This window comes from Pseudomonas sp. FW305-3-2-15-E-TSA4, assembly GCF_058787295.1.
Genome location: NZ_JBYSZP010000003.1, coordinates 58,063 through 80,976, shown reverse-complemented (window position 1 = coordinate 80,976; position 22,914 = coordinate 58,063). Strand labels below are relative to the sequence as shown.

The following is a 22,914-nucleotide window of genomic DNA, read 5'->3' as shown; positions in this document are numbered from 1 at the left end:
ATATCACTGCGGGTTGGCACGAGTGCTGGAAAGCAACGACTTCAGGTTGGCAGCCTTAGGCTTGACCAGCCAGAAACGACGCAGGTAGTCATCAAGGTTCTCGGCGAGTTCACGACCCCACTCGCTCTCGGTTTCCTTGACGTACTCGTTCAGCACGTTCTGCAGGTGGCTGCGGTAGGCTTCCATCGCCTCGCCGCTGATCCGCTGGATTTCCACCAGTTCGTGGTTGACCCGGTCAACGAAGGTGTTGTCCTGATCGAGCACGTAGGCGAAACCACCGGTCATGCCAGAGCCGAAGTTGTAACCGGTCTTGCCCAGGACGCAGACGAAACCACCGGTCATGTACTCGCAGCAGTGATCGCCAGTGCCTTCCACGACCGTGTGGGCACCGGAGTTACGCACGGCGAAACGCTCGCCCGCGGTGCCGGCGGCGAACAACTTGCCGCCGGTGGCGCCGTACAGGCAGGTGTTGCCGATGATGGCGCTGTTCTGAGTCTGATAGACGCTGCCCTTCGGCGGCACGATGACCAGTTTGCCGCCAGTCATGCCTTTGCCGACGTAGTCGTTGGCGTCGCCCTCCAGGTACATGTTCAGACCGCCGGCGTTCCACACGCCGAAGCTCTGACCGGCCGTGCCTTTGAAGCGGAAGGTGATCGGCGCGTTGGCCATGCCCTGATTGCCGTGCTTGCGTGCGATTTCGCCGGAGATCCGCGCACCGATCGAACGGTCGCAGTTGCAGATGTCCAGTTCGAACTCGGCGCCGCTGAGGTCGTTGATCGCCGACGTCGCCATGTCGACCATTTTCTCGGCCAGCAGGCCCTGGTCAAACGGCGGGTTGCGCTCAACGCCGCAGAATTGCGGTTTGTCCGCCGGGATGTGATCGCTGCCCAGCAGCGGGGTCAGATCCAGATGGTGCTGCTTGGCGGTCTGGCCCTCGAGGATTTCCAGCAGATCGGTACGACCGATCAGCTCTTCGAGGGAACGCACGCCGAGCTTGGCCAGCCACTCACGGGTTTCTTCGGCGACGTAGGTGAAGAAATTCACCACCATGTCAACGGTACCGATGTAGTGATCCTTGCGCAGCTTCTCGTTCTGCGTCGCAACGCCGGTGGCGCAGTTGTTCAGGTGGCAGATGCGCAGGTATTTGCAGCCCAGCGCGATCATCGGCGCGGTACCGAAGCCGAAGCTTTCTGCGCCGAGGATGGCCGCCTTGATCACGTCGAGGCCGGTTTTCAAGCCGCCGTCGGTCTGCACCCGGACTTTGCCGCGCAGGTCGTTGCCGCGCAGGGTCTGGTGGGTTTCAGCGAGGCCGAGTTCCCACGGAGCGCCGGCGTATTTGATCGAGGTCAGCGGCGAAGCACCGGTGCCACCGTCGTAGCCGGAGATGGTGATCAAGTCCGCATAGGCCTTGGCCACACCGGCGGCGATAGTGCCGACGCCTGCTTCAGCCACGAGTTTCACCGAGACCAGTGCCTTCGGGTTGACCTGTTTCAGGTCGAAGATCAGTTGCGACAAGTCTTCGATCGAATAGATGTCGTGGTGCGGCGGTGGCGAAATCAGGGTCACGCCCGGCACTGCATAACGCAGTTTGGCGATCAGCCCGTTGACCTTACCGCCCGGCAGTTGCCCGCCCTCGCCCGGCTTGGCGCCTTGGGCGACCTTGATCTGCAGCACTTCGGCGTTGACCAGGTATTCCGGGGTTACGCCGAAACGGCCGGTCGCGACCTGCTTGATTTTCGAGCTCTTGATGGTGCCGTAGCGTGCTGGGTCTTCGCCGCCTTCGCCGGAGTTGGAACGCGCACCGAGGCGGTTCATGGCTTCGGCCAGGGCTTCGTGCGCTTCCGGCGACAAGGCGCCCAGCGAGATGCCGGCGGAGTCGAAGCGCTTGAGCACCGATTCCAGCGGCTCGATTTCACTGATGTCCAGCGGCTTGTCGAGGGTCTTGACCTTGAACAGGTCGCGGATCATCGACACCGGGCGGTTATCCACCAGCGAGGTGTATTCCTTGAACTTGGCATAGTCGCCCTGCTGCACGGCGGCTTGCAGGGTGTTGACCACGTCCGGGTTGTAAGCGTGATATTCGCCGCCGTGGACGAACTTCAGCAGACCGCCCTGCTGGATCGGCTTGCGCGGACTCCAGGCTTCGGTAGCGAGGGCTTTCTGCTCGGCTTCGATGTCGACGAAACGCGCACCCTTGATGCGGCTCGGCACGCCACGGAAGCTCAGTTCGCAAACTTCTTCGGACAGGCCGATGGCTTCGAACAGTTGCGCACCACGGTACGAGGCGATGGTCGAGATGCCCATCTTCGACAGGATCTTCAGCAGACCTTTGGTGATGCCTTTGCGGTAGTTCTTGAACACCTCATAGAGGTCGCCCAGCACCTCACCGGTACGGATCAGGTCGCCCAGCACTTCGTAGGCCAGGAACGGATAGACCGCCGAGGCGCCGAAACCGATCAGCACCGCAAAGTGATGTGGATCGCGCGCGGTGGCGGTTTCAACGAGGATGTTGGAATCGCAGCGCAGGCCTTTTTCGGTCAGACGATGGTGCACCGCGCCGGTCGCCATGGAGGCGTGGATCGGCAGTTTGCCCGGGGCGATATGACGGTCGCTCAGAACGATCTGGGTACGACCGGCACGCACGGCTTCTTCAGCCTGATCGGCAACATTGCGGATCGCCGCTTCGAGGCCGACGCTTTCGTCGTAGTTGAGGTCGATGATCTGCCGCTCGAAACCCGGGCGGTCGAGGTTCATCAGCGAGCGCCACTTGGCCGGCGAGATCACTGGCGAGCTGAGGATCACGCGCGAGGCGTGCTCCGGCGATTCCTGGAAGATGTTGCGCTCGGCACCGAGGCAGATCTCCAGCGACATCACGATCGCTTCACGCAGCGGGTCGATCGGCGGGTTGGTGACCTGCGCAAACTGCTGGCGGAAATAGTCGTACGGCGTGCGCACACGCTGCGACAACACGGCCATTGGCGTGTCGTCGCCCATCGAGCCAACGGCTTCGTAGCCTTGTTCGCCAAGCGGACGCAGTACCTGATCGCGCTCTTCAAACGTGACCTGATACATCTTCATGTATTGCTTGAGCTGATCGACATCGTAGAACGCCGAACCGTGGTCGTTGTCTTCCATGGTCGCCTGGATGCGCAGGGCATTCTTGCGCAACCATTGCTTGTACGGATGACGGGACTTCAGACGGTTGTCGATCGCGTCGGTGTCGAGGATCTGCCCGGTCTCGGTGTCCACGGCGAGGATCTGCCCCGGGCCGACACGGCCCTTGGCGATCACGTCTTGCGGCTGGTAGTTCCAGACGCCGATTTCCGACGCAACGGTGATGAAACCGTTGGTGGTGGTGACCCAGCGCGCCGGGCGCAGACCGTTACGATCGAGCAGGCACACCGCGTAACGACCATCGGTCATCACCACGCCGGCCGGGCCGTCCCACGGTTCCATGTGCATCGAGTTGTACTCGTAGAACGCACGCAGATCCGGGTCCATGGTTTCAACGTTCTGCCACGCTGGCGGAATGATCATCCGCACGCCACGGAACAGGTCGATGCCACCGGTGACCATCAGTTCGAGCATGTTGTCCATGCTCGAGGAGTCGGAACCGACACGGTTGACCAGCGGGCCGAGCTCTTCCAGATCCATCAGATCGTTGGTGAACTTGGTCCGACGGGCCTGTGCCCAGTTACGGTTACCAGTGATGGTGTTGATCTCACCGTTGTGGGCGAGGAAGCGGAATGGCTGGGCCAGCGGCCATTTCGGCAAGGTGTTGGTGGAGAAGCGCTGGTGGAACACGCAGATCGCGGTTTGCAGGCGCTGGTCACCCAGGTCCGGATAGAACGCAGCCAGGTCGGCCGGCATCATCAGGCCTTTATAGATGATGGTCTTGTGCGAAAAGCTGCAGATGTAGTGGTCGGTGTCGGCGGCGTTGGCCACCGACGAGCGACGACGGGCGCTGAACAGCTTGACCGCCATGTCCTGATCGCTCAGGCCTTCACCGCCGATGTACACCTGCTCGATCTGCGGCAGGCGCTCGAGGGCCAGTCGGCCGAGGACGCTGGTGTCGATCGGCACTTTGCGCCAGCCGATCAGTTGCAGGCCTTCAGCGAGGATCTCGCGGTTCATGTTCTCGCGAGCGGCTTCGGCCTTGGCCGGATCCTGGTTGAAGAAGACCATGCCCACGGCATATTGCTTGGGCAGCTCGACGCTGAAGTTTTCCTGGGCCATCGCCCGCAGGAACGCGTCAGGCTTTTGAATCAGCAGACCGCAACCGTCACCGGTCTTGCCGTCGGCATTAATCCCACCGCGGTGGGTCATGCAGGTCAGGGCCTCGATGGCCGTTTGCAAAAGGGTATGACTGGGCTCGCCCTGCATATGAGCTATCAGGCCGAAACCGCAGTTATCCTTGAATTCATCTGGTTGGTACAGACCTGCTTTCATAGACACTTTCTCACCAGGCTGCCTCTTTACGAGGCAAATTTCTTTTCAATTCAACCACTTGCTTGCCGCGCCGAACGTACGCCGGCTTTGCGGGGGCAAAAGGGTGGTCATTGTACACAGCGACACAGAGGCTCACAAATTTGACGACGAAATGTCGCAAATTCATGTCGCATTTGTGAAAGGTTTAAAGCGATCTGCTGTGCTAGTCAAAACTTTTTTAATTTTGACTGCAACGACTCAAAGACTACTGTGACGCAGACACCACAAGGCACGCGGTCTGTAGAGACGGCGCGCACTCGTAGAAATTTTGAGGTGCTTGGAGAGGCGGCCTGGGTAAGGCCGCCGAATCTTCAGCGAGTTGTTGCCAGTTCCTGTTGGACGCTGGCGACAGTGCGAGGCCAAGGTTTACCAGCCTGAACCTTCGCTGGCAAGGCCTTGATGGCAGAAACGGCTGCATCACGATTGGCGAAGTTGCCGTAGGTGATCACGTAGAGAGGCTTGCCGTTGAGGACTTTCTTGAAATAACGGTACTCGCCGCCCTGCTCCTTGACGAAGTTCTGCGCGGTCGCTTCGGAGCTGGTGCCGAGGATCTGCACCACGTAATTGCTGGTCGGCTGACCGGCGTACCAGCTGCCACCGGCAGCCTTGGCCACGGTAACCGACTTCTCTGCCGGTTTGGCAGCCGCAACAGGCTTGGCCGGAGCCGGAGCCGGTTTGGCCGCTGGCGCTGCCGGAGCAGGCTTGGCGGTGGCGACCTGAGTCGGTGCCGGGGTCGGCTTGGCCGCCGGAACAGGTACTGGCGTCGGAGCCGGGCCGGCCGGAACACCTGCCGGTGGTGCGGAAGTCGTGACGGTCGGCGGCGTTGCGCTGGAGCCTTCGACCGGCACGCCGTCGTCACCTTCAGTGATGCCGCCTGCGGCTTCAGCCAACGGGCCGCGCATCACCGGTTGCGAGTTGCCGACCAGCGGCAGCGGCATCGGCTGGGTATTGCCGGCGAACTCGACGTTCGGTGCGCCACCCTTGGCGCCCTGACCCAATGGCAGTTGTGCCTGTTCGTTGGCGGGTGCGCCAGTGGTTGGCGCCTTGTTGCGACCCGGCATCAGCCAGGCGGCGGCGACCGCGACCACAACGACGGCGGATATCGCCAATACGTGTTTCTTCGGCATGTTGAACCCCATACTTGGACGCTTGACCGCAGAGCGGCTGGCAATCATGACTTCGATCAGTGCATCGCGAGCGACCTGGTTGATGTTGCCAGGCCAACCCTCGGCGCTTTCGTGAATCTCAGAGATCTGATCCGCGGTGAAAAGTTCGACACCCCGGCCCGCACCTTCGAGCCGTTGGTCGAGATATTCGCGGGTCTCTTCTTCGGTATACGGCTGCAGTTCGATGACGTGGAAGCGCTCTTCCTCGAGGTGCAAGGCCTCCAGTTGCGCGATCAGCGACGACTCACCGAACAGGAACACGTGCGGGCGACCTTCCGGTGCACCGGCCCCTAGCGCCATCAGCGCTTCGAGCGCGGATTCGTCGAGCTGCTCGGCGTCATCCACCAGCAGATAGACCTCCTGGCCGGTAAGCGCGAGCTGCACCACCTGATCCAGAATCGCGCCAACTTCGGCCTGAGCCACGTTCAGTGCCTGAGCCACCTGACGCAGCACGCCGGCGGCATCGCCAGCTCCACGGGCCGACACGACAACGCTTTGTACCGATTGCTTGTTGGTGCTGGCCACCAGCGCCTGACGCAGCAAGGTCTTGCCGCTGCCCTGCGGCCCGGTGACCACCAGCAGCAACTGGCTGTAACGCGCCAGGTGGTGCAATTGCCCCAGCACCGGTTTGCGCTGGGCCGGGAAGAATTTGAAGCCCGGCACCCGCGGCGCGAAAGGGTCGTGACTTAACTGGAAATGGCCGAGGAACGCCTCGTCGGCATGCAAACTAGTCATCGGAATCTTATTAACCTTTAAGCTGAGCCAGAGCGCGGTAATCCGCTCCCAGCGTGGCCTGTAGAACCTCTTTCGGATAATCGGCGGTCACCACCGCTTCGCCCATCCGGCGCAGCAGCACCAGGCGCAGACGACCGTCGATCACTTTTTTATCAATTGCCATATGTTCGAGAAAATCGGCTTCGGTCATTTCTTCCGGCGGAATCACCGGCAGACCGGCACGCTGGAACAGACGAATGCCGCGATCACGTTCCTGCTCGCTGATCCAGCCCAGACGCGCGGACATTTCCAGCGCCATCACGGTGCCAGCGGCCACCGCCTCACCATGCAACCAGACACCATAGCCCATGTGGGTCTCGATGGCGTGGCCGAAGGTGTGGCCGAGATTGAGCGTGGCGCGCACGCCGGTTTCCTTCTCATCGGCACCGACCACTGCCGCCTTGGCCGCGCAGGAACGCTCGATGGCGTAGGTCAGGGCCTTCTGGTCCAGCGCGCGCAGAGCGTCGACGTTGTCTTCGAGCCAGGTCAGGAACGGCTCGTCGCAGATCAGACCGTACTTGATGACTTCAGCCAGACCAGCGGACAGCTCACGCTCCGGCAGGGTTTTCAGCGATGCAGTATCGATCAGCACCACGTTCGGCTGATAGAACGCGCCGACCATGTTCTTGCCCAGCAGATGGTTGATACCGGTCTTGCCGCCCACCGACGAATCGACCTGGGACAGCAGCGTGGTAGGAATCTGGATGAAATCGACACCGCGCTGGTAGCAGGCGGCGGCAAAACCGGCCATGTCACCGATGACACCGCCGCCGAGGGCGATGATCGTGGTGCGGCGGTCGTGACGGGCAGTCAGCAGGCCGTCGAAGATCAGTTGCAGGGTTTCCCAGTTCTTGAAGGCTTCGCCGTCCGGCAGCACCACCGAGATCACCGAGAACTGCGCAAGGCTGCGGGTCAGACGTTCGAGATAGAGCGGCGCAACGGTCTCGTTGGAGATGATCGCCACTTGCCGCCCATGGATATGCGGCGCCAGCAACTCGGGCTGATCCAACAAACCTTCGCCAATATGAATCGGGTAGCTGCGCTCGCCTAGATCGACCTTGAGTGTCTGCATGTGTCCCCACAGTGAAGATGGAAGCAGGCGTCCTGCCCTGAATTATTGGTTGTCTGCGGCCTGTAGCGAATCTGACGCCGCTCGCACGCCATCCGCCACAACCTCGGCGGTTGTGACAGGACGCCGAGGATAGCGCATTTCCGGCGGCGCTTTAACGGGGTGGCAGCTGTGCCAGACGGTCGAGAATGTCGAGCACCACCATGCGCGGTGGCCGTTCGTCGGTTTCCACCACCAGATCGGCGATCTCCCGATAAAGCGGATCGCGGATCTCGAGCAGGTCTCGCAGGGTTTTCGCCGGATCGGCGGTGCGCAGCAAAGGACGATTGCGATCGCGCGACGTACGCCCGACCTGCTGCTCGACGGAGGCATGCAGATACACCACCCGTCCGCCCGCGTGCAGGGCCTTGCGGTTGGCATCACGCATCACCGCGCCGCCGCCGGTCGCCAGCACCACGCCGTCGAACGCGCACAGCTCGGCGATCATCGCCTGCTCACGGTCACGAAAGCCGGGCTCGCCTTCCTTGTCGAAGATCCACGGGATATTGGCGCCCGTGCGCAGTTCAATTTCCTTGTCGGAATCTTTGAACGGCAGGCGCAGCTCTTTGGCCAGCAACCGGCCGATGGTGCTTTTTCCAGCGCCCATCGGTCCTACAAGAATCAAATTTCGCACAGAATCAACGACTCACAGCAATCGCCTGGTTATTCATGATACGCGGAGTGAGAAATACCAGCAGCTCGGATTTTTTCTCCGAAACCACATCACGCCGGAAAAGGCGGCCAAGATACGGCACATCGCCAAGAAATGGCACCTTATCTACGACCTTGCTTTGAGTATTTGAGAAAACGCCCCCAATCACGATGGTCTCGCCGTCGTTCACCAGCACCTTGGCGTTGACCTCGTTCTTCTTGATCGGCGGTACATCCTGCACTTTGTTCAGGTAGTCCGGTTCGTCCTTGGTGACCTTGACCTCCATGATGATGCGGTTGTCGGGGGTGATCTGCGGCGTCACTTCCAGCGACAGCGAAGCCTCCTTGAAAGACACCGACGTCGCACCGCTGGAGCTGGCTTCCTGATACGGAATCTCGGTGCCCTTGAGGATCTTCGCCGTCTCTTTGTCGGAGGTGACCACTTTGGGCTGCGAGACGATCTCACCGTTGCCGGTCTTCTCCATGGCGGTCAGCTCAAGATCGAGCAGCACATTGTCGGTAATGAAGGCGATGCCGATCCCCGAGGTATTACCGACCGTGCCCATGTCGACGAACGGCGAGTTGGTACTGGTACTGCCCGGTGTGCCGATGGTGGTCGACGAGCCATTGCTGACCCCCGAGGTGTTCCAGTTGCCCTTGTTCTGGATCGAACCGCCCCAGCGCACGCCCAGACTCTTGTCGTAATCGACGTTGGCCTCGACGATCCGAGCCTCGATCATCACCTGACGCACCGGAATATCCAGTTGCGCCACGATCCGCCGCAGTTCGTCGAGGCGATCCTGGGTCTGGTAGGCAATGATGTTGTTGGTGCGCTCATCGACAGTGATCGAGCCACGCTCGTCGATTTTCGCCTCGGCGCTGGTCACCGACTGGAACAGCTTGGCGATGTCCGCGGCCTTGGCGTAATTCACTTGCAGCAGTTCGCGGCGCAGCGGCGCCAATTCAGCGATCTGTTTCTGCGACTCCAGTTCCTGGCGTTCGCGGGCGGCGATTTCGTCGGCCGGCGCCACCAGCAACACGTTGCCGATCTTGCGCTTGTCCAGGCCCTTGGTTTTCAGCACCAGGTCCAGCGCCTGATCCCATGGCACGTTCTGCAGACGCAAAGTGATCCCGCCCTGCACCGTATCGCTGGCCACCAGATTGAGATTGGTGAAGTCGGCGATCAGTTGCAGCACCGAACGCACGTCGATGTCCTGGAAATTCAGCGAAAGCTTTTCACCGCTGTAGCTGTTGCGGTCAGCGTTGCGCTTTTGCAGGTCATCGACCGTCATCGGGCGAATGCTGACGGTCAGCTTGTTGTCGGTCTGGTAGGTGGAATAGTCGAACGTGCCGCTGGGTTCGACGGTGATCACCGCACGATCACCAGTGGCGGCAGCGTTGACGAACTGCACCGGCGTGGCGAAGTCCTTGACGTCGAGGCGCACCCGCAGCCTGTCGGGCAACTGCGTGCGAGCAAAGCTGAGGATGATCTTGCCGTCATGCTCCTGGATGTCCGGGGCGATGGTCGGGTCCGACAGGTCGATGACGACATTGCCCTCCCCCGCAGTGCCGCGCTGGAAGTCGACACCACGAATGGTTTTGGCGACGGGGGTATAAGCCTTCGCCGGCGCCGCGACCGGTCGTGGCGCAACAACGGCTGGCCGTGGCGCAGCAGGCTTGGCGCCCTGCCCGACCACCACGAACAGATTGTTGCCCTCGACCCGTGAGGTGTAGGGCGTCAGTTGCGTCAGGTTGATGATCAGGCGCGTGCGGTCGTTGGCTTCCACCACTGTGGCGGTTCGCGCGTTACCGCTGCCCAGATCGCGGGTCTTGCTCGTCAGTTGGCTGGCGACACCCGGCAGATCCAGGGCGATTCGCGCCGGCGATTCGGTGGTGTAGCCCTTGGGTTGCGGTGGCGGGCTGTCGAACGACAGCTTCAACTCGATGCGGTCACCCGGCAACGCCGCGACATCCAGCGTCTTGAGGCTGGCCGCCTGAACCATCGGTGAAAGCAGCGCTATCCATAGCGAAAAACCGAGGGTGGAGAAAATCCTGTTCATTGTTCGACTTCCACTATGAGTGCTCTTTCAAAGGAATGGTGCGCGGACGTTCCAGCCAGGCGCCTTCGCCGTCGGGCACGATCTCGACCACATCGACCTGAGTGGCGCTGATGGCGACAATGCGCCCGTCGTTGCGCCCCAGGTAGTCGCCGACTTTCAACCGATGCACTGCACCCGCCCCGCGCAGCAAGGCGAAGGAGCCGCTGGCATTGGAGATCGTGCCGACCATTTCAAACTGCTCGATGTTGAAACCTTCGAGGTATTGCTTGACCCGGTTGGGGTCGGGTTTGACGTTGCGCGAGCCACGCTGCTGCCCGGCCAGATCGACGCGCACCTGGCGCGAGAACGGGCTACGCAGGTTGGCCGCGCTGTAGGTAAAAGTAGGATAGGAATGAAACGTCGGCGTCGGCTCGATCCGGCCGGCCGGGCGCAGACGCACTTCGTTCATGTAGGCATCGAGGTCGCTGAAGTCATCTCCACCAAAGCATCCGCCAAGACCCAGCAACAGCACCGACAGGGCGAAATAACGGATCGGGGTCATTTGTCCAACCCCTTGTCGTTATAGCGGTAGGTCTTGGCGAGAATGCTCATGCGCAGCTTCGTCCCGCCGTCGGGATTGGCCGGTGCCAGTTCGAAATCGTGCAAGGTGACGATCCGTGGCAACCCGGCGACGCCACTGACGAAGGTCGCGAGGTCGTGGTAAGCCCCGGTGACAGTAATCTGGATCGGCAACTCGATGTAGAACGGCTGGGTCACTTCCGGCAGCAGCTTGATTTCTTCGAATTCGAGACCACTGCCCAGCCCGGTGCGGGTGATGTCTTCGAGCAATCCCGGGACTTCGGTGTCGCTGGGCAACTGCCGCAGGAGTACGCCGAAGGAGTTCTCCATCTCCTTCATCTGCTGGGTGTACAGCTCCAGGTTGGCGGCCATGTGCGCCTTGCTGGCGAACTGCTCCTTCAAGGTGTCCTCTTCCTGACGCTTGGCTTCCAGCTGGTTTTCCATGTCGCTGATGAAAAAGTTATAGCCAAGCGCCAACACCAGCACCGCCAGCAATGCTCCCGCGATAGTTTTCACCGCGGCCGGCCAGGAGCCGATGTTGCTGGTATCCAGATCGTTGAAGTCGATGTTGCGCAGACTTTGCAGCCATTCGGACGGCTTCATTTTTCGCCCTCCGTCACGGCTGGCTGGGTCTGACGCACAGTCAGCTGAAAGACGTTGGCCTGATCCACCTGACCGGCGGTCGTCGCCTTCACCTCGTTCAAGCTGGGCGCATCGAACCAGTCGGAAGCATCCAGATTGCGCATCAGCTCCGAAACGCGGTTGTTCGACTCCGCCGCGCCGCTGATCGACAGCGTCTTGCCGAGCAATTTCACGCTGGTGAAATACACCCCGTCCGGCAGCGTGCGCGCCAGCTGATCGAAAATCCGCCCGCTGATCTGCCGGTTGCCCTGCAGGTCCTGGATGATGCGCATGCGCTCGACCAGTTGCTGGCGCCGTGCCTTTAGCTCGCTGATCTGCTTGATCCGCTCGTCCACCACGGCGATTTGTTTGCCGATGTAGGCATTGCGTGCTGCCTGCCGCTCGGTGGCGGTACTGAAGATCTGATCGGCGATGAACACTGCGCCCACCGAACCGACGAACACCCCGATCAGGATCAGCAGAAAGCGTTTGCGCCGCTCTTCGCGACGTTCCTCACGCCAGGGGAGAAGGTTGATCCGCGCCATCAGTCGAAACTCCTGAGCGCGAGCCCGCAGGCAATCATCAGGGCCGGCGCGTCACTGGCCAGGGCCCCGGCGTTGACCTTGCTGTTCAAGGCCATGTCGGAAAACGGGTTGGCGACCTGGGTCGGGGTGCCCAGACGCTGTTCGATCAGCCGATCCAGCCCCGGCACCGAGGCGGTGCCGCCGGCCAGCAGAATGTGATCGACCGCGTTGTACTGCCCGGAGGCAAAGAAGAACTGCAACGAGCGCGAGACCTGCTGCACCAGAGCATCACGGAACGGCTGCAATACCTCGCTGACATAGTCATCCGGCAGACCGCCCTGCTTTTTCGCCAGCCCGGCCTGCTCGACAGTCAGGCCGTAGCGGCGCTGGATTTCCTCGGTCAGTTGCCGGCCACCGAACAGTTGTTCGCGGGTATAGATGATGCGGCCGTTATGCAGGACGCTGAGGGTAGTCATGGTCGCGCCGATGTCCACCACCGCCACGGTCAGGCGTTCCTGCGAGGCTGCCAGTTGAGTAGCGAGCAGACTGAACGAGCGCTCCAGTGCATAGGCCTCGACATCGACCACGCGCGCGGTCAGCCCGGCCAGCGCCAGCGCCGCTTCGCGGACTTCGACGTTTTCCTTGCGACAGGCGGCCAGCAGCACGCTGACCCGCTCCGGGTTGCGCGGCGACACGCCCTGGACTTCGAAATCGATGGCGACTTCGTCCAGTGGATAGGGAATGTATTGGTCGGCTTCGATCTTCAGCTGGTTTTCCAGCTCGTCATCGGTCAGCCCGGCGTCCATCTCGATGATCTTGGTGATCACCGCAGAACCGGCCACCGCCACCGCCACGCTCTTGAGCCCGGTGCGTGCCTTGACCAGTACCCGGGACAAGGCGTGGCCCACGCCTTCGAGCTCGGCGATATTCTTTTCGACCACGGCGTTGGGCGGTAGCGGCTCTACCGCGTAGGCCTCGACCCGGTAGCGGTCGCCCTGACGGCTCAACTCCAGCAGCTTCACCGAAGTGGAGCTGATGTCGATCCCCAGTAACGTATTGGTCTTTTTCTTGAAGAGTCCCAGCACTACCAATTCCCTATGACTTTCCGTGAGTTACGGACTCTGTAATACGCATTGCGTTCCTTCACCCCGTCTTGACAGAAGCGCAAATGACGCCCCCAGCAGAAAAGTGCTTATAATGCCCAGCGTTTTTTTCCGCTTTTTACTGCCGGCCCAGGCTGTTCTGTGTGTTACCGGAACCCTGTCGCCCAATTCATTCTTTGCCCTGGATGTTCAAAAGCCTTGATTCGTCTGCTGAAATTTTTCGGTTGGTCCATCGTCGCCGTTTTCTGCGGACTGCTTTTAGGTCTCAGCGGCGCGTTTCTTTACCTTAGTCCGGGTTTGCCGTCTGTGGAGGCGCTGAGAAGCATTCAGTTGCAGATTCCGCTCCGGGTCTACAGCAGCGACAACAAGTTGATCGCAGAATTTGGCGAAATGCGCCGTACTCCGATCCGTTTCGCCGACATTCCACCCAATTTCATTAATGCGTTACTAAGTGCTGAAGACGACAATTTCGCCAACCACTATGGCGTCGATCCGAGCAGCCTGATGCGCGCCGCGACCCAACTGGTCAAAAGCGGGCACATTCAGTCCGGCGGCAGCACCATCACCATGCAGGTGGCGAAGAACTTCTTCCTGACCAGCGAACGCAGCTTCTCGCGCAAAACCACCGAGATTCTTCTGGCCCTGCAGATCGAGCGGCAGCTGACCAAGGACGAGATCCTCGAGCTGTACGTGAACAAAATTTATCTGGGTAACCGCGCCTACGGCATCGAGGCGGCGGCGCAGGTGTATTACGGCAAGTCGATCCGCGACGTCAGCCTGGCGCAGATGGCGATGATCGCCGGCCTGCCGAAAGCCCCGTCGCGCTTCAACCCGCTGGCCAACCCGGCGCGCAGCAAGGAGCGTCGCGACTGGATTCTCGGACGCATGTACAAGCTCGGGAAGATTTCCGAGGCTGACTACACCGCCGCGATCAACGAGCCGCTGAACGCCAGCTATCACGTGCCGACCCCGGAAGTGAACGCACCGTACATCGCCGAAATGGCCCGTGCCGAAATGGTCGGTCGCTATGGCAGCGACGCTTACACCGAAGGTTTCCGCGTCACCACCACGGTGCCGAGCAACCTGCAGGAAATGGCCAACACCGCGCTGCACGAAGGCTTGATGACCTACGATCAGCGCCATGGCTACCGCGGACCCGAGTCGCGCCTGCCGGGCAAGACTCACGAAGCGTGGGCGACCGAGCTGACCAAGCAGCGCACCATCAGCAGCCTGGAGCCGGCCATCGTCACCCAGGTCGACAAGAATGGCTTGCAGGTGCTGACCCGTACCGGCGAAGAGCACGTCGCCTGGGACACCATGAAATGGGCGCGGCCGTTCCTCAACACCAACAGCATGGGCGCCGCACCGCGTCAGCCGTCGGATGTGGCGCAGGTCGGCGACCTGATTCGCGTGCAGCGTCAGCCGAACAATTCGCTGAAGTTCAGCCAGATCCCGCAGGCGCAAGGCGCGCTGGTGTCGCTGGATCCGCAGAACGGCGCGATTCGCTCGCTGGTCGGCGGTTTCGCCTTCGAGCAGAGCAACTACAACCGCGCCCTGCAGGCCAAGCGTCAGCCGGGTTCGAGCTTCAAGCCGTTCGTCTACAGTGCTGCACTGGACAGCGGTTATACCGCCGCGACGCTGGTCAACGACGCGCCGATCGTGTTCGTCGACGAGTACCTGGACAAGGTCTGGCGGCCGAAGAACGACACCAACACCTTCCTCGGCCCGATCCGTCTGCGCGAAGCGCTGTACAAGTCGCGTAACCTGGTGTCGATCCGCCTGCTGCAGGCGATGGGTGTGGGCAAGACCATCGACTACATCACCCGTTTCGGCTTCAACAAGCAGGACCTGCCGCCGAACCTGTCGCTGGCACTGGGCACCGCGACCCTGACCCCGATGGAAATCGCTACCGGCTGGAGTACCTTCGCCAACGGCGGTTACAAGATCACCCCGTACATCATCGACAAGATCGAAAGCCGCAACGGCGACACGCTGTTCGTCGCCAACCCGCCGACCGTGCCACAGGGTGGCTCGGCGACCGATGGCCTTGCCGCGCCGGAGTCCCAGCCGATCACCGTCAACGCCGCGCCGGTTCCGGGTGAAGCGCCGGGCGCTGCCACTGCGCCACAAGCGCCGGCCGTGGCCGAGCGGATCGTCGATGGACGTACCACGTACATCCTCAACAGCATGCTGCAGGACGTGATCAAGCTCGGCACCGGTCGTCGCGCACTGGCCATGGGTCGCAGCGACATCGCCGGCAAGACCGGTACCACCAACGAATCGAAGGATGCGTGGTTCTCCGGTTACAACGCCGATTACGTGACCACCGTGTGGACCGGCTTTGACCAGCCGGAAAGCCTTGGTCGCCGCGAGTTTGGTGGCACCGTGGCGTTGCCGATCTGGATGAACTACATGTCTGCCGCGCTCAAGGACAAGCCGCCGCACGTACAGCCTGAGCCGGAAGGCATTCTCAGCCTGCGGGTGGATCCGGTCAGCGGTCGTGCGGCAACGCCGAGCACGCCGGGCGCCTACTTCGAGCTGTTCAAGTCCGAAGACACGCCGCCCTCGGTGAATGAGCTGGGCAACGGCGCCGTACCGGGCAGTCCGCTGCCGGCGGATGAGCAGGCGCCGATCGATCTGTTCTGATCAATGCGCCCCAAAAAGCCCCGCCTTCGATTGAAATGCGGGGCTTTTTTTTATGGCTGTGATTTTATGTTGTCTGGGCCGGCCTCTTCGCGAGCAAGCCCGCTCCCACAGTGAGCGAGTTGTAGCCACAAAACCTGTGGGAGCGGGCTTGCTCGCGAAGAGGCACTGAAGAACACCACAAATCACACAGGCACAAAAAAGCCCCGACTCTCACAAGCCGGGGCTTTCGTTGAAGCGCTACAACGGCTTAGCCGTTGAACACGTCATCCACGCTTTTCAGCGGGTAGTTCTTCGGATACGGCAGGGTCGCCACACCGGTCTCGATCGCAGCCTTGGCCACAGCGTCGGAGATCAGGGTGATCAGGCGCTTGTCCATTGGCTTCGGAATGATGTACTCACGACCGAATTCCAGCGGCGCACCACCGTAGGCGTCACACACGTCCTGTGGCACTGGCAGTTTGGCCAGCTCACGCAGGGCGTTGGCCGCAGCCACTTTCATTTCTTCGTTGATGCGCTTGGCGCGAACGTCCAGGGCACCACGGAAGATGAACGGGAAGCCCAGAACGTTGTTCACCTGGTTCGGGTAGTCGGAACGACCGGTGGCCATGATCACGTCGCTGCGGGTGGCGTGCGCCAGCTCCGGGGAGATTTCCGGATCCGGGTTCGAGCAGGCGAAGACGATCGGGTTGGCCGCCATCGACAGCAGACCTTCAGCGCTCAGCAGGTTCGGACCGGACAGGCCGACGAACACGTCAGCGCCTTTCAGAGCATCAGCCAGGCTGCGCTTGTCGGTGGCGTGAGCGAACACGGCTTTGTACTGGTTCAGGTCATCACGGCCGGAGTGGATCACGCCGGTACGGTCAACCATGAAGATGTTTTCGATTTTTGCGCCCATGCTCACCAGCAACTTCATGCAGGAGATGGCCGCAGCGCCGGCGCCGAGGCAGACGATTTTGGCTTCCGGCAGGGTTTTGCCGGCGATTTCCAGGGCGTTGATCATGCCCGCAGCGGTCACGATCGCGGTGCCGTGCTGGTCATCGTGGAATACCGGAATGTCGCACTGCTCGATCAGAGCACGTTCGATCTCAAAGCACTCAGGCGCCTTGATGTCTTCCAGGTTGATGCCACCGAAGGTGATGGAGATGCGTTTTACGGTGTCGATGAAGGCTTGCGGGCTTTCGGAGTCGACTTCGATGTCGAATACGTCGATACCGGCGAAGCGCTTGAACAGTACACCTTTACCTTCCATCACTGGCTTGGAGGCCAGTGGGCCGAGGTTACCCAGGCCCAAAATCGCGGTGCCATCGGAAATGACTGCAACCAGGTTGCCCTTGCCGGTGTATTTGTAGGCCAGTTCAGGATCGCGGGCGATCTCACGCACTGGTTCAGCTACGCCGGGGCTGTAGGCCAGCGACAGGTCGCGGGCGGTAGCAGTGGCCTTGGTGAGCTCGACACTCAGCTTCCCTGGACGAGGATTGGCATGATATTCGAGAGCGGCAGTTTTCAGATCAGACATTTTGGCATTCCGCTTTTTACTGTTGGACAGACTGGTCAGCGAGGATACGCGCCTCGCAAAGTCCCCACAAGACTGAGCGGTCACCCCTGTCAAGCGCCCTGTCCTACGACTTTGGGCCAAGAGCCACGGCGCACAAGGGCTTGACTGTTCACAATCGGTAGAAAAAATGTCTACAATTTTTCTTCAGCGCGCGCTTAGCAGCATCGACGGATCGGTCAACGGCAGCAGCCAACGCGGCTGACCCGGTTTCAACCCGCCACGCCGCGAACGATCGACAACCCACCCGCGAGCCTCGATCTGTCTGCCCTTCAGCGTTTGCAACCGAGCGCTGTCGAATTGTCCGACCAGATTGGGTGCAACGCGCAGTACAACCGAGTCCTGTAACTCGATCCAGATTCCGCCGCGATTGCGCTGAACCTTGCTCACACGCCCACTGACCACGGCGAAACCCGAAGTGCGGATCTGCTCCGCTTTCAGTACAGGCGACTGGCGCCAGAGGCCTCGACCGGCCTGACGGGCGCTGCGTTCGGCCGCCTGCTGACAGGCAACAAGATCGACATTCGGTGCCACCGCCACCTGAAAACCGAGGCCGTCGGCGAGCATTTGCGCTTCAAGATTGGTGCCGTTGGTGCTGTAGACATGCGCGAGGGTGCGACCGAAATGGTCTTTGGCCTGCTTGCCGGGGAGCAGACCGACCCGACCCTGGCTGTCCGCCACCAGTGCTTCAAGACGTTTGCGCGCCGCCACGGCGAAGGGTTCGTCACTGCGGCCCTGCTTGCCCAGCTCCGGCGTGTTGAGACCGATCATCCGCACACTGCGCCCATCGCTCAGGCGTAGCGTGTCGCCATCGACCACGCGCTGGACGCTGACGCTGCTCAGGCCGGCAGGCGTGGGGCAAAATGCCTGGGCAGCGGACAGCCAAATCGCGGACACAAAAAAGGCGCCCACAAGGGACGCCTTTTTCATCAGCCTGGAGAAACCGTCGAAGTTTTCCAGAATGACCAATCTTACTTCTTGGCGCCGAAGGCACCGAAACGGTCGGCGAACTTCTGAACGCGGCCACCGGTGTCCAGAGTCTTCTGCTTACCGGTGTAGAACGGGTGGCACTCGTTGCAAACGTCGATCGCCAGGGCTTTGCCGAAGGTCGAACGGGTTTCGAACTTGTTGCCGCAGCTGCAGGTTACTGCAACTTCTGGGTAATTCGGGTGGATATCAGCTTTCATGATGTCTTCCTCAGCTAGCGTGCCGCCACCCAACACTATTGTTGAATACCGCACGTAATTAGGCCGCGGATTCTACCAGACAATGTCAATCGCGCAAGCTGTCCCTGAGACCGACCGTCTGCTAGGCTCCCGGCCCATTGCGCTGTCCCTGTGGGAGCGAGCCTGCTCGCGAAGACGATCTATCAGCCAGCATATCAGCCGCCTGATACACCGCTTTCGCGAGCAGGCTCGCTCCCACAGGTTATATACGCAGTCCTTTTAATCGCCTGCTGATCGAGATCCCCCCGCGTGCCCGACGCCATTCTGCGCCTCGCCCTGCCTTCGCCCCTGCGCCGCCTGTTCGATTATCGGGCGCCGGCCGGGGTGCTGCGCGCCCAGTTGCAGCCGGGCATGCGCCTGCGGGTGCCGTTCGGGCGGCGGGAGATGATCGGGATTCTGGTCGAGATCGCCGATACCAGCGACGTGCCGCTGGAGAAACTCAAGCCGGCGTTGGCCCTGCTCGATACCGAGCCGCCGCTGCCGCCCGCGCTGTTCAAGCTGTGCCTGTGGACATCGCAGTATTACCAGCACAGCCTCGGCGACACCTTGAGCTGGGCACTGCCGGTATTGCTGCGTCAGGGCGAACCGGCCGAAGCCCGTCAGGAGCGTTTCTGGTCGGTCGCGCCGGGCGCCAGCCTTGATGATCCGCGCATCGCCCGCGCGCCACGGCAACGGGAAGCGCTGGCGACGCTGGCGCAGCACCCGCACGGCGTCGCCCATCAGTTGTTGAGCAAACTGATGTTGAGCAAGGACAGCCTCGACCTGCTGCTGGCCAAGGGCCTGGTGCAGGTGGAGATCCGCCGGCACGCCCCCGGCGTGCGCCATGAACACTGGCTGGCGCAACCGGAACTGCCGCTCAATACCGAACAACGCGCCGCTTACGAAGCGATCCGCGCCGGGTTCGACAGTTATCACGCGTTTCTGCTGGCGGGCGTCACCGGCAGCGGCAAGACCGAAGTCTATTTGCAACTGATCCGCGAAACCCTCGAAGCCGGCAAGCAGGCGCTGGTGCTGATCCCGGAGATCAACCTCGGCCCGCAGACCCTGGCGCGTTTCGAGCAGCGCTTCAATGCGCGCATCGCCCTGCTGCATTCGGCGGTCAACGACCGCGAGCGCCTCGACGCCTGGCTCGCTGCCCGCGACGGCGAGGCCGACATTATTATCGGCACTCGCTCGGCGCTGTTCACCCCGATGAAGAACCCGGGGCTGATCATCATCGACGAAGAACACGACGGCTCCTATAAACAGCAGGAAGGCCTGCGCTACCACGCCCGGGATCTGGCACTGGTGCGCGCGCGACAGGAAAACATCCCGATCGTCCTCGGGTCCGCCACGCCTTCACTGGAAAGCCTGCACAACGCCTACACCGGTCGTTATGGCCTGCTGCGTCTCAACGAGCGAGCCGGCGGTGCCAAGCAACCACGGTTCCTGCGGCTGGACGTGAAAAGCCGTCCGCTGGACAGCGGCATTTCCGGGCCGATGCAACAAGCCATCGGCCAGACCCTCGCGGCCGGCCAGCAGGTGCTGGTGTTTCTCAACCGGCGCGGCTTTGCGCCGACGTTGCTGTGCCACGATTGCGGCTGGATGTCCGAGTGCTCACGCTGCGATGCGCGAATGACCGTGCACCAGCGCTACGGCGAACTGCGCTGCCACCACTGTGGCAACGTCGAGCGCACGCCGCGCCAATGCCCCAAGTGCAACAAAGTCGATCTGCGGCCGGTGGGCGCCGGCACCGAACGCGCCGAAGAGCGCCTGGCGATTCTGTTCCCGGACTACCCGGTGCTGCGCGTCGACCGCGACAGCACTTCGCGCAAGGACGCGATGAATCAACTGTTCGCGACGATTCAGAAGGGCCAGCCATGCATTCTGGTCGGCACGCAGATGTTGGCCAAGGGGCATCACTTCCCCCGGGTCACGCTGGTGTCGATTCTGGATGCCGACGGCGGGCTGTTCTCCGGCGACTTCCGCGCCAGCGAGCGCATGGCGCAATTGATCGTGCAGGTGGCCGGGCGCGCCGGGCGGGCTGAGGAGCCGGGCAAGGTGATCATCCAGACCCACCTGGCCGACCATCCTTTATTGGTGCAACTGACCGAGCAGGGTTACTTCGCCTTTGCCGAACAGGCCTTGAGCGAGCGCCGCGCCGCCGGACTGCCGCCGTTTTCACACTTGGCGCTGTTGCGTGCCGAAGCGCACAAACCGGGGCAGGCCGAAGGTTTTCTCGATGAGGCATGCAACGCGGCCGAACGCTTGCTGGTCGAGCAGAATCTGAGCGGCATCGAATTGCTCGGGCCGGTGCCGGCGCCGATGGAGCGCCGAGCCGGTCGCTATCGTGCACAGTTGTTGGTGCAGGCGGCAGCCCGGGCCCCGCTGCATCGGTTGCTCGCCAACTGGTTGCTGGAACTGGAGCAGATGCCGAGCGGGCGGGCGGTGCGCTGGTCGCTGGATGTCGATCCCGTGGATCTGTATTGATCTGAAAATCGCCTTCGCGAGCAAGCCCGCTCCCACAGCGTATGAGCCAGGCAAATGAACGCCGCTGATCCATTGTGGGAGCGGGCTTGCTCGCGAATAGGCCCGAATTGTCACCACATATCCATAAGCTGCCTGCTAAGGTTGGCAAGCCCGTCTTCGCAACGGATAATGCCCAGTTTTTCCACCCGCGCATCGATGCGCCGCCGCGCTTGCGGTCGAAAGAGAAGACCATGAAAGACACCATTCGCCAGCTGATCCAACAAGCCCTCACCCAACTCGTCAACGAAGGTGTGTTGCCTGAAGGCCTGTCGCCGGCGATTCAGGTGGAGAACGCCCGCGACAAAACCCACGGCGACTTCGCCAGCAACATCGCCATGATGCTGGCCAAGCCTGCGGGCATGAAGCCGCGCGATCTGGCGGAGAAAATCATCGCTGCGCTGCCGGCCGACGAGAACGTCACCAAGGCCGAAATCGCCGGTCCAGGCTTCATCAATTTCTTCCAGAACACCCAGGCCCTCGCCTCGCGCCTCGACGCCGCTCTGGCCGACGCTAACGTTGGCGTGCGCAAGGCCGGCCCGGCGCAGCGCACCGTGGTCGACCTGTCGGCACCGAACCTGGCCAAAGAGATGCACGTCGGCCACTTGCGCTCGACCATCATCGGCGACGGCGTGGCCCGTGTTCTCGAGTTCCTCGGCGACGAAGTGATCCGCCAGAACCACGTGGGCGACTGGGGCACCCAGTTCGGCATGCTGATGGCGTATCTGCAGGAAAACCCGATCACCAGCGACGAGCTGTCCGATCTGGAAAACTTCTACCGCGCCGCCAAGCAGCGTTTCGACGAATCCGAAGAATTCGCCGACCGCGCCCGTGGTCTGGTGGTCAAGCTGCAGGCCGGCGATGCCGAGTGCCTGGCGCTGTGGACCAAGTTCAAGGACATCTCGCTGTCGCACTGCCAGAAGATCTACGAACTGCTCAACGTCAAACTGACCATGGCCGACGTGATGGGCGAAAGCGCCTACAACGACGACCTGATCAACGTGGTCAACGACCTCAAAGCCGCCGGCATGCTGGTCGAGAGCAACGGCGCCCAGTGCGTGTTCCTCGACGAGTTCAAGAACGCCGACGGCGATCCGCTGCCGGTGATCATCGTCAAGGCTGACGGCGGTTACCTGTACGCCACCACTGACCTGGCGGCCGTGCGCTATCGTTCTGGCAAACTGAAGGCCGACCGCGCGCTGTACTTCGTCGACCAGCGTCAGGCCCTGCACTTCCAGCAAGTGTTCGCTGTGGCGCGCAAGGCCGGTTTCGTGACCCATCCGATGGAAATGGAGCACATGGGCTTCGGCACCATGAATGGCGCCGACGGCCGTCCGTTCAAGACCCGTGATGGCGGCACCGTGAAGCTGATCGATTTGCTGACCGAAGCGCAGGAACGTGCCTATAACCTGGTCAAAGAGAAGAACCCGACATTGGCCGAAGACGAACTGCGCAACATCGCCAAGGTTGTCGGCATCGGTGCGGTGAAATACGCCGACCTGTCCAAGCACCGCACCAGCGACTACAGCTTCAACTTCGACCTGATGCTGAATTTCGAAGGCAACACCGCGCCATACCTGCTGTACGCCTACACCCGCGCTGCCGGCGTATTCCGCAAACTGGACAAAGACTTCAGCGAGGTCCAGGGCCAAATTGTCCTCGAAGCCGAGCTGGAACAGGAGCTGGGCACCAAACTGGCACAATTCGGTGAAGTGCTGAACGGCGTCGCGGAAAAAGGCACTCCGCATATTCTGTGCACTTACCTCTACGATCTGGCCAGCCTGTTCTCCAGCTTTTATGAGAACTGCCCGATCCTGAAAGCTGAAACACCAGAACAGATGCAAAGCCGTCTGCGCCTGACCGAGTTGACGCGTCGAACCCTTAAACAAGGCCTGGAGCTGCTGGGCCTGAAAGTCCTGGAGCAAATGTAAG

15 protein-coding genes are annotated in these 22,914 nt (G+C 61.5%); 3 read left to right on the top strand and 12 right to left on the bottom strand.

The window, feature by feature from the left end:
* Positions 1 to 3: 3 nt before the first annotated feature.
* The 9 genes from gltB to AC3WMV_RS04745 form a co-directional block, all read right to left on the bottom strand.
* Entirely contained in the window at positions 4 to 4,449 is a 4,446-nt protein-coding gene (gene gltB / locus AC3WMV_RS04785; protein ID WP_103368721.1) for a glutamate synthase large subunit, read from the bottom strand.
* Positions 4,450 to 4,799: 350 nt separating this feature from the next.
* Positions 4,800 to 6,389 (bottom strand): AAA family ATPase, encoded by a 1,590-nt coding sequence (locus tag AC3WMV_RS04780; RefSeq protein ID WP_103368722.1) that lies wholly within the window; start codon positions 6,387 to 6,389, stop codon positions 4,800 to 4,802.
* A gap of 10 nt (positions 6,390 to 6,399) precedes the next feature.
* Entirely contained in the window at positions 6,400 to 7,500 is a 1,101-nt protein-coding gene (aroB, locus tag AC3WMV_RS04775) for a 3-dehydroquinate synthase (RefSeq protein WP_103368723.1), read from the bottom strand.
* Positions 7,501 to 7,651: 151 nt separating this feature from the next.
* Positions 7,652 to 8,170 (bottom strand): shikimate kinase AroK, encoded by a 519-nt coding sequence (aroK, locus tag AC3WMV_RS04770; protein ID WP_027611316.1) that lies wholly within the window; start codon positions 8,168 to 8,170, stop codon positions 7,652 to 7,654.
* A 4-nt stretch (positions 8,171 to 8,174) separates the two neighbouring features.
* The gene (locus tag AC3WMV_RS04765) at positions 8,175 to 10,247 is read right to left on the bottom strand and encodes a type IV pilus secretin PilQ (protein WP_103368724.1); all 2,073 of its coding nucleotides are present in this window, start codon (positions 10,245 to 10,247) and stop codon (positions 8,175 to 8,177) included.
* Positions 10,248 to 10,260: 13 nt separating this feature from the next.
* Positions 10,261 to 10,788, bottom strand: coding sequence for a pilus assembly protein PilP (locus tag AC3WMV_RS04760; RefSeq protein WP_027611314.1), 528 nt, complete (start codon positions 10,786 to 10,788; stop codon positions 10,261 to 10,263).
* Positions 10,785 to 11,408 (bottom strand): type 4a pilus biogenesis protein PilO, encoded by a 624-nt coding sequence (gene pilO, locus AC3WMV_RS04755; protein ID WP_027611313.1) that lies wholly within the window; start codon positions 11,406 to 11,408, stop codon positions 10,785 to 10,787. The genes AC3WMV_RS04760 and pilO overlap by 4 nt, the downstream gene beginning before the upstream one ends.
* The gene (locus tag AC3WMV_RS04750; protein ID WP_103368725.1) at positions 11,405 to 11,971 is read right to left on the bottom strand and encodes a PilN domain-containing protein; all 567 of its coding nucleotides are present in this window, start codon (positions 11,969 to 11,971) and stop codon (positions 11,405 to 11,407) included. Before AC3WMV_RS04750 ends, pilO begins: the two co-directional genes overlap by 4 nt.
* Positions 11,971 to 13,035, bottom strand: a complete 1,065-nt coding sequence (locus AC3WMV_RS04745; protein ID WP_103368726.1) for a pilus assembly protein PilM — start codon at positions 13,033 to 13,035, stop codon at positions 11,971 to 11,973. The genes AC3WMV_RS04750 and AC3WMV_RS04745 overlap by 1 nt, the downstream gene beginning before the upstream one ends.
* 219 nt (positions 13,036 to 13,254) lie before the next feature.
* Between AC3WMV_RS04745 and AC3WMV_RS04740 the strand changes: the two genes are divergently transcribed.
* Complete coding sequence (locus AC3WMV_RS04740) at positions 13,255 to 15,699, top strand: penicillin-binding protein 1A (RefSeq protein ID WP_373558105.1); 2,445 nt, start codon at positions 13,255 to 13,257, stop codon at positions 15,697 to 15,699.
* Positions 15,700 to 15,946: 247 nt separating this feature from the next.
* Here the strand turns inward: AC3WMV_RS04740 and AC3WMV_RS04735 are convergent, their stop codons facing one another.
* The 3 genes from AC3WMV_RS04735 to rpmE all read right to left on the bottom strand — a co-directional run bounded on the left by AC3WMV_RS04735 (position 15,947) and on the right by rpmE (position 18,438).
* A complete protein-coding gene (locus tag AC3WMV_RS04735) occupies positions 15,947 to 17,215 on the bottom strand; it encodes a malic enzyme-like NAD(P)-binding protein (RefSeq protein ID WP_003220889.1) in 1,269 nt (422 codons plus the stop codon).
* Between the two features lie 183 nt (positions 17,216 to 17,398).
* A complete protein-coding gene (locus AC3WMV_RS04730; RefSeq protein WP_103368732.1) occupies positions 17,399 to 18,181 on the bottom strand; it encodes a thermonuclease family protein in 783 nt (260 codons plus the stop codon).
* 41 nt (positions 18,182 to 18,222) lie between these two features.
* Positions 18,223 to 18,438, bottom strand: a complete 216-nt coding sequence (gene rpmE / locus AC3WMV_RS04725) for a 50S ribosomal protein L31 (RefSeq protein WP_007968345.1) — start codon at positions 18,436 to 18,438, stop codon at positions 18,223 to 18,225.
* Positions 18,439 to 18,726: 288 nt separating this feature from the next.
* On the opposite strand from rpmE, the gene AC3WMV_RS04720 reads away from it, so the two are divergent.
* Positions 18,727 to 20,946, top strand: coding sequence for a primosomal protein N' (locus AC3WMV_RS04720; RefSeq protein WP_103368727.1), 2,220 nt, complete (start codon positions 18,727 to 18,729; stop codon positions 20,944 to 20,946).
* Positions 20,947 to 21,176: 230 nt separating this feature from the next.
* Entirely contained in the window at positions 21,177 to 22,913 is a 1,737-nt protein-coding gene (argS, locus tag AC3WMV_RS04715; RefSeq protein WP_103368728.1) for an arginine--tRNA ligase, read from the top strand.
* Position 22,914: the final 1 nt, after the last annotated feature.